The following is an 8,260-nucleotide window of genomic DNA, read 5'->3' as shown; positions in this document are numbered from 1 at the left end:
GCCCGGGGGCGGGGCCTGCCGTCGTCCGTGGCGGGAGTTGTCGGTGGGCCTGTGTAGCGTTCGGAGTGGAAGAAGGGCGTGCCGGGCAGTGGGCGGTGCGGCCGAGGTCGGGGCGGTGCGCTGGTGCGCGCCGTTTCCTGGTGGGAGGTTGAAGTCGTGACGGACACTGTCGAGGCGGGCGTGGGCACCGGGCTGGAACTGCCGGAGTCCTGGCAGGGGGTGCTCGCCGAGGAGACGGGCAAGCCGTACTTCGCCGAGCTGGCGGCCTTCGTGGCCGCGCAGCGCGCGGAGCACCAGGTCTTCCCGCCGGCCGGCCAGGAGTTCTCGGCGCTGGAGGCCACGCCGTACGAGAAGGTGCGGGTGCTCGTCCTGGGCCAGGACCCGTACCACGACGACAACCAGGCGCACGGCATGAGCTTCTCCGTGCTGCCGGGGGTGAAGACGCCGCCGTCGCTGCGCAACATCTTCAAGGAGCTGGACGCGGACCTGGGCATCCCGGCTCCCGACAACGGCTACCTGATGCACTGGGCCGAGCAGGGCGTGCTGCTGCTCAACGCGGTGCTCACGGTGCGCGCGCACGAGCCCAACTCGCACAAGGCGAAGGGCTGGGAGAAGTTCACCGACGCGGTGATCAAGGCGGTCAGCGACCGCGAGGAGCCGGTGGTCTTCGTGCTCTGGGGCAACTACGCGAAGAAGAAGCTGCCGCTGATCGACACCGCGCGCCATGTGGTGGTGCAGGGCGCCCACCCGTCGCCGCTGTCGGCCAAGCTGTTCTTCGGCAGCCGCCCGTTCTCCCAGATCGACGCGGCACTCGGCGGCTTCGGGGTCGACCCGATCGACTGGCGCGTGCCGGACGTCAAGGCGGGCTGACCGGCCGTCATCCGGTCGCCCCGGCCGCCCGGCGCCGCCCTGTGCGAAGCTGTGGCCGACGTACAGGGGCGGCAGTGAGGGGTGGGGTTTTCGTGCGCCGGGTGTGGCGGGGGCGGTCGGTGCGGCTGGGCACGGGGGTGCTGGCGGCGGTGCTGGCGGCGGGGACGGCCGGCTGCGGCGGGGGTACTGCCGCTCCGCCGCCCCCGGTGCCGGCCCCGCCGTCCTCAGCGGTGCCCGCACCGGCCGGCCAGAGCTTCTACGTCTGGGACGGGACGTCCGCCGCCCGCCAGTCCGTGGCGCTGCGCGGTCAGGGCCGGTCGGCGGAGGCCGACGTGCTCGCCCGGCTGGCCGCTAGCCCCTCCGCCCGCTGGCTGGTGGGCGCGGCCGACGACCGCGCCACCGTCGAGGAGCAGACCAGGCTGGCGGCGGCCGCCGGACGGACGGCCCTGTTCGTCGCCTACGACATCCCGCACCGCGACTGCGGCCAGTTCTCGGCCGGCGGCGCACCGGACGCCGCCGCCTACCGGGCCTGGATCGACGGCGTCGCGGCGGGGCTGGGCGAGGGCCGGGCCTGGGTGGTGCTGGAGCCCGACGCGGTGCCGCACGCCCTGGAGGCCTGCGGGCCGCAGGGCACGGACGCCACCGAGCGCTACGGACTGCTGGCGTACGCCGTGCGGGAGCTGAAGAAGCACCCGCAGGTCAGGGTGTACCTGGACGCCGGAAACCCGGGCTGGGTGCAGGACCGCGCGGCCCTGGCCGAGGCGCTGCGCCGGGCCGGTGTCGCGGAGGCGGACGGCTTCGCCCTGAACGTCTCGAACTTCTACCGCACCGAGGACTCCGCGGCGTACGGCGCGGAGCTGTCCGCCGCGCTCGGCGGCAAGCACTTCGTCATCGACACCAGCCGCAACGGCAACGGCCCGCTCGGCAGCGGTGCCTGGTGCAACCCGCCGGGCCGGGCGCTCGGCGAGCCGCCCACCACCCGGACGGACCGGCCCGGGGTGGACGCCTACCTGTGGGTGAAGATCCCCGGGGAGTCGGACGGCGACTGCGGGCGCGGCGAGCCCGGGCCCGGCCAGTTCTGGCTCGGGTACGCCCTCGGTCTGGCCGGGGCGGCCTGAGCCGGCCGCCCCGCCCGGCTCAGCCGGCCGCGCCGAGGAAGGCCTCCCAGCCTCCCGCCGGCGCCTGGCCGACGTTCAGCGACCGGAGCTTGCGCAGGGTGGACTGGTCCTGCACCTCCAGCCACTCGACGAGCTGCCGGAAGGACACCAGCCGGACGTCGGGCTTGCCGGCGATGGTCTTGATGGTCTCCTCGACGGCGTCCATGTAGATGCCGCCGTTCCACTGCTCGAAGTGGTTGCCGATGAAGAGCGGCGCCCGGTTGCTCTCGTAGGCGCGGTTGAACCCGGCCAGGTAGGCGTCGCGGGCCTGGGTCCGCCAGGCGTCGTACTTGGCCGGGTCGCCCTTGGTGCTCCCGGCCGACTGGTTGGCGAGGATGTTGTAGTCCATCGACAGCACCTGGAAGGAGTGCCCGGGGAACGGGACCCCTTGCAGCGGGAAGTCCCAGAGCTTGCCGTCCTGGACCTTCTGCGGCCAGATCTGCAACCCGCCGGGGGAGCTGGCGTCGTACTTCCAGCCCAGCGCGGCGGCGGTCGGCAGCAGCGCCTTCTGGCCCTCCAGGCACGGCGTCCGGCCGCCGACCAGCTCCTTGCGGTAGTCGAACGGCAGCGGGTCGACGTCGGTGAAGCCCGTGTTGGTCCGCCACTGGGTGACGAACCCGACCGCCTGGTCGATCTCGCTCTTCCAGTCGTCCGGCGTCCACTTGTTGACGCCGTTGCCGTCCGAGCGGGTGGAGCAGAAGTGCCCGTTGAAGTGGGTGCCGATCTCGTGCCCGGCCAGCCAGGCCTGGCTGACGAGTTTGATGGTGGACCTGACCGCGCCCTCGGAGAGGAACGGGATGTCGGAGGCCCCGACCGAGTGCTGCGGGGGGTGGTAGAGGGCCGACTTGTCCTTGGGCAGGGTGTAGATGCCGGACAGGAAGAACGTCATCGACGCCTTGTACTGCTCGGCGACCTTCAGGAAGCGGGGGAACTGGCCGTCGTCGGTGCCGCCGGCGCCGTCCCAGGAGAACACCACGAACTGCGGCGGGCGCTCGCCCGGCTTGAGCTTCTCGGCCTTCGGCTGGTTCGGCTGGGCGCCGGTGTCCGCCGTGGAGCCGTCGCCGATCGGGGTGCCCTTGGTGCCCGGAGCGGTGCTCTTCCCGCCGCCGTCGGCCGACGCCCCGGTCGCCGTCGTGGACCCGGCCCCGGAGTCCGATCCCGAGCCCGAGCCCGCGTGCGCCTTGCCGGAGCCGCCGCCGGAGCAGGCCGCGACCGCCCCGAGGGCCGCTGTCGCGGCGGTGGCACTCAGCACGGTCCTGCGCGAGATGCTGGACATGGTCTCCCCTGTTGCGCCAGATGTCCGGCCGCCGGCCGGGAGGCCCGGGCAGACGTCCCGCGGGCGCGGGCGGGGAGTGCCCCGGCTGCGCCGGCCGGGCGCTGGGCCGTACCGGTGAAAACGGACATTTAATGAGTATTCCGTCATCAGCATGCCATGCCGGGACGGGCCGCCGGGTTTCCGGTCAGCCGTTACCCATCACGCGGTCCGGGCGCCGGGGGCTGCGCGGAGCGGCGGGTTGTTGCCGTCCTGTGACGCTTCGCCAGGGGGCGGGTCGGCGGGACGGTGCGGGGGAGGGGGCCGTGCGGCTCAGGCCGTGACGAGCCGGCGATTGCGGCGGACCATGCGCGCGACCGCGGCGCTGATCGTCGTCGCGGCGGCGCAGGAGACCACGAGGCTGAGCCAGGCCGTGTCGAACCAGTGGCTGTTGAGCCAGCCCAGGGTGACGATGTAGGCGGCCCAGACCAGGGCGGCCAGCGCCGACCAGCGCAGGAACGTGCGCGGGTGGTCGGGGGAGTGCCCCATCGCGAGGTCTAGCACGGTACGGCCGGCCGGCACGAAGCGGGCGATCACCACGATGGCGGCGGCGCCGCGCTTGGTGCGCCCGTCCAGCGCCTGCTGCACCCGGGTGACGTTGGCGGCCAGCTGCGGCCGGAGTTCGAGCCGGCGCTGCACCGAGGGCGCGCCCCGGCGGGCCAGGCTGAGCAGCAGGATGTCGCCGAGGAAGGACGCCAGCGCCACGCCCAGGGCGAGCAGCAGCGGTGCCCCGTCGATCCGGGACGTCTTCAGGACGGCCAGGATGACCAGCGTCCCGCTGGGGATGAACGGGATGAAGGCGTCACCCAGCACCGCGAAGAGCGCCACGGCGCAGATCCACGAGGATCCGATCAGTGCGGTGATGTCCAAGGCCCTACTCCCTCCAGACCGCCCGGGGGAGCAGGTGGTTGCAAGTGCCAACGCTAGCGCCTCGACCTTTCATGCCCTTAAGCACCCCCCGTGTGGTGCACCTCACACACAGGCGCGAGCCCCCGGGGCGGGGTGCCGCTCCGGGGGCTCGCGGGGGTCGAACGGTGCTGGTCCAGCCCGTCGGCCTTGCTCTCGGGTGCGGATCCGGTACGTGATCCGCCCTCATCCGTAGCCTGCCTGACAGGGGCCCCCGCCGCGAGACCTTCGGGCTGGCGACTTCCCGCGCTGGCGCGAACTCGCCACCCGTAGTCGGTGGCTGGCTGACAGTCAGGTCGCACACCGGCCGAATGACCGGTCGGTACGCCGCCCGGGAACACCGAACGCCCTCCCGGGGTTGTCCCCCCACGGCGGGTGGCCCGCTCGTACACGATCACTCGTCGCGGCCGCCGCGGCCAGCTGAGCACGATCACCCTTGCGCACCCTTGCGAGACCAGGAGGCCGGACGGCATGACCACCGAGGACCAGCAGGCACCCGACGCCGAGCACCCCGACCGGCGTGCCACCGCACCCGGCTCGGCCGCAGTCCACGGGGTGGCGCGCGGCACGGCGCCGGCCCCGCTGTCGATCCTCGACCTCGCCACCGTGGGCGTCGGGCGCACCCCGGCCGACGCGCTCGCCGCGACCACCGAGCTGGCCCGCAGCGCGGAGAGCTGGGGCTACCACCGGTTCTGGGTCGCCGAGCACCACGGCATGCCGGGTGTCGCCAGCTCCACCCCCGCCGTCCTGCTCGCCCACCTGGGCAACCACACCAGCACCCTGCGGCTCGGCTCCGGCGGCGTGATGCTGCCCAACCACGCGCCGCTGGCGATCGCCGAGCAGTTCGGCCTGCTGGAGGCGCTCAACCCGGGCCGGATCGACCTCGGCCTCGGCCGCGCCCCGGGCACCGACCAGGCCACCGCCCGCGCACTGCGCCGGGGCCTCGCCGAGGGCGCCGACGACTTCCCGAACCAGCTCGCCGAGCTGACGCACTTCCTGGACGGCGACTTCCCGCCCGGCCACCCCTACGCCCGGCTGACCGCCGTCCCCCGGAGTGAGGGGCGCCCGCCGATCTGGCTGCTCGGCTCGTCCGGCTTCAGCGCCCAGCTGGCCGGCCGGCTCGGGCTGCCGTTCGCCTTCGCGCACCACTTCAGCGGCAACAACACGGTGCCCGCGCTGGACCTCTACCGCTCCAGCTTCCGCCCGTCCGAGGTGCTCGCCGAGCCCTACGCGCTGATCGGCGTCAGTGCGGTCGCCGCCGACGACAAGGCGCAGGCCCGGTGGCTGGCGCGTTCGGCCGGGCTGGGGATGCTCAAGCTGCGCCGGGGCAACCCGGGCCCGATCCCGACGCCCGAGGAGGCCGAGGCGTACCCGTACAGCCCGGCCGAGGCGGACTTCCTGGACGACTGGCTGTCCAACGTCGTGCTGGGCGCGCCGGGCGAGGTCGCGGACGGGCTGGAGGCCCTGCGCAAGCGCACCGGGGCGGACGAGCTGATGGTCACCTCGCACATCCACGGCCACGAGGCGCGGCACCGCTCCTACGGGCTGATCGCGCAGGCCTACGGCCTGACCGGAGGGGCGGCGGCCTGACCCCGGCGCCCGGCCCCCCGGTGGCGGGGCCGGGCGTCAGCCCGCCCCGCGCTCGCGCAGTATCGCGGCGACCCGCTCGGCCTCGCCGGGCCGGGCGAAGTACCACCCCTGGGCGGTGTCGCAGCCGGTCTGGCGGAGGCGTTCGGCCTGGCCGGCGCTCTCGATGCCCTCGGCGGTGACGGTCAGCCCGAGGGCGTGCGCGAGCTGCACCATCGCGCGGACGATCTGCTCGTCCGCCTCGGTGCGCCGGGAGCCCTGCGAGGGGCGCCCGGGCACCGGGTCGCGGAAGCCCTCGATGAACGTGCCGTCCAGCTTGAGGACGTGCACGGGCAGCCGGGAGAGGTAGGCGAGGTTCGAGTAGCCCGTCCCGAAGTCGTCGATGGCGATCCGCACGCCCATGTCGGCGAGCGCCTGCAGCGCCTGGAGCGGCCGGCCACCGGGGCCGAGCAGTGCGCTCTCGGTGATCTCCAGCTGGAGCAGCCCGGCGGGCAGGCCGCTGCTCTCCAGCGCCCGGGCGACGTCGGCGACGATGTCGGAGTCCCAGATCTGGCGGGCCGCCAGGTTGACGCTGACGAAGGTCTCGCTCTCCGGGAACTCGGTCAGCCAGCGCCGGGCCTGACGGCACGACTCCTCCAGCACCCACTTGCCGAGCGGGACGATCGCCCCGGACTCCTCGGCGAGCGGGATGAAGCGGTCCGGCGAGAGCGTCCCGTACCGGGGGTGGCGCCAGCGGACGAGCGCCTCGGCGCCGTGCACCGCGCCGTCCGCGAGACCCACCAGCGGCTGGTACTCGACGGTGAACTCGCCCCGCTCCAGGGCCGGGCGCAGGGCCGTGGTGAGCAGCTGGCGGGTCAGCTGGTGGGCGCCGCGGTCGGGGTCGTAGAGCGTCCAGCGGGCCCGGCCGTCGGCCTTGGACCAGTACAGCGTCGCGTCGGCGTCCTTGACCAGGTCGGTCGGGGTGGTGCCGCTCACCGGGCGCTCGACCACGCCGACGCTGGCGGTCACCACCAGCTGGTGCCCGGCCACCTCGAACGGCATCTCCAGCGCCGCGACGAGCTGCCCGGCGAGTGCGGTCAGCTGTTCGCTGCCCTCGCTGTCCGTGACCAGCACGGCGAACTCGTCGCCGCCCAGGCGGGCCACCAGCCGCTCCTCGCCCCGGGCGAAGCCGATCTCCAGCCGGGCCGCGACCGCCACCAGCAGCTGGTCGCCGATGTGGTGGCCGAGCGTCTCGTTGATCGCGGCGAAGCCGTCCAGGTCCAGGTAGCAGAGCCCGACCCGGCGGTTGTCGGGCAGGGCCCCGCCGGCCGAGGCGCGGGCGACCGCCCCGAGACAGGCGGCGTCGAGCCGCTCGAAGAACAGGGCGCGGTTGGGCAGCCTGGTCAGCGGGTCGTGCAGGGCCTGGTACTTGAGCCGGTCCCAGAGCCGCTGCTGCTCGGTGATGTCCTCGACCATGGCGAGGGTGTACATCGGCCGCCCGGCGCCGTCCCTGATCAGCGAGAGGGTCACCTTGCTCAGCAGGGTGCGCCCGTCGCGGTGCTTGAGCGGCTTCTCCATCCGGAGCCGGTCGCGTTCGCCCTTGACCAGCTCCCGGTACAGCCGGCGCGGGATGTGCTCGGCCGCGATGATGTCGTGGATGTGGGTGCGGACCAGCTCCTGCACGTCGCGGCCGATCATCGCGGCGAGGGCCGGATTGGCCTCGATGACGCGGTCGCCGGCGTCGATCAGGGCCATCCCGATCCCGGCGTCGGCGAACGCCGCCCGGAACCGGGACTCGCTGGCGCGCAGTGCGTCCAGCAACTGGTCGGTGCTGTCGGTGGAGGGCGACGCGGACGGTGCCGAACAGGTCGGGCAGACGCCGGCCGTGGCGAGGCCGGTCGCGACGGCCGCCGCTGCCGGGGCGTCCGGCACCGGGCCGTCCGCGGCCTGGCCGCCGTCGTGGCGCGGCCACGGGTGGCGGTCGTCGATGTGCCGAAGTCCCTCGTGCCGCACGCCCAGGTGGTGTGCGTCGGCCCCCTCGTTCTGGCCCGGCACGGCATGCTCCCGTCCGCTGCTGACGCTGCTCCGGCCGACTGTGCAGTACCGCGGGGGCCGGAAGACCCGCACTTCTGTCGAGGCCCCCGGGACTCGCGGCGGCGCGCTCGGTGAGGAGCGCGCGCGTGGAGAGCGGGACACTGCGGCCGATCATAAAGCTCCGACGGATCGGCTGGTGACCGCCGGCAGGGTGAGTCGCCGTGTTTCGGCGTACTTGTGCCGGTACGTCAGTACAGACGAATGCCCCTGGTGCGCATCACAGGAGGCGCGCCAGGGGCGTGTGAACCGGTCGCGGGGGGGCCCGGCCGGGGGGGGGGGGGGGGCCGGGGCCGGCCCGGGGGGGGGGCGCGGGGGGGTTGGTGGACGGGCGGGGCGGGGGGGCGGGGCGGGGGGC

The 8,260-nt window shown here is 74.2% G+C and carries 6 protein-coding genes; 3 read left to right on the top strand and 3 right to left on the bottom strand.

The annotated features are described in order from the left end of the window. Window positions 1-156 precede the first annotated feature (156 nt). Window positions 157-870 carry a uracil-DNA glycosylase gene (locus ACFUK0_RS35990; protein ID WP_380257505.1) on the top strand — a complete coding sequence of 238 codons (714 nt, stop codon included), beginning with the start codon at window positions 157-159 and terminating at the stop codon, window positions 868-870. A 119-nt stretch (window positions 871-989) separates the two neighbouring features. After that, window positions 990-1,988 carry a glycoside hydrolase family 6 protein gene (locus ACFUK0_RS35985; protein WP_380257503.1) on the top strand — a complete coding sequence of 333 codons (999 nt, stop codon included), beginning with the start codon at window positions 990-992 and terminating at the stop codon, window positions 1,986-1,988. Between the two features lie 19 nt (window positions 1,989-2,007). Here ACFUK0_RS35985 and ACFUK0_RS35980 read toward each other — a convergent pair whose 3' ends face one another. Beyond that, window positions 2,008-3,303, bottom strand: a complete 1,296-nt coding sequence (locus tag ACFUK0_RS35980) for a hypothetical protein (protein ID WP_380257501.1) — start codon at window positions 3,301-3,303, stop codon at window positions 2,008-2,010. A gap of 309 nt (window positions 3,304-3,612) precedes the next feature. Continuing rightward, complete coding sequence (locus tag ACFUK0_RS35975; RefSeq protein WP_380257499.1) at window positions 3,613-4,209, bottom strand: DedA family protein; 597 nt, start codon at window positions 4,207-4,209, stop codon at window positions 3,613-3,615. Between the two features lie 507 nt (window positions 4,210-4,716). On the opposite strand from ACFUK0_RS35975, the gene ACFUK0_RS35970 reads away from it, so the two are divergent. Further along, on the top strand, window positions 4,717-5,835 hold the full coding sequence (locus tag ACFUK0_RS35970; RefSeq protein WP_380257497.1) for an LLM class flavin-dependent oxidoreductase: 1,119 nt from the start codon (window positions 4,717-4,719) through the stop codon (window positions 5,833-5,835). Between the two features lie 36 nt (window positions 5,836-5,871). On the opposite strand, the gene ACFUK0_RS35965 is transcribed toward ACFUK0_RS35970, so the two are convergent. After that, window positions 5,872-7,866: a putative bifunctional diguanylate cyclase/phosphodiesterase gene (locus ACFUK0_RS35965; protein ID WP_380257495.1), complete on the bottom strand. Its 1,995-nt coding sequence runs from the start codon at window positions 7,864-7,866 to the stop codon at window positions 5,872-5,874. Window positions 7,867-8,260: the final 394 nt, after the last annotated feature.

Source organism: Kitasatospora sp. NPDC057223 (genome assembly GCF_042669755.1).
GTDB lineage: Bacteria > Actinomycetota > Actinomycetes > Streptomycetales > Streptomycetaceae > Kitasatospora.
The sequence above is the reverse complement of the archived record's forward strand: the minus strand, read 5'-3'. Positions and strand labels throughout refer to the sequence as shown.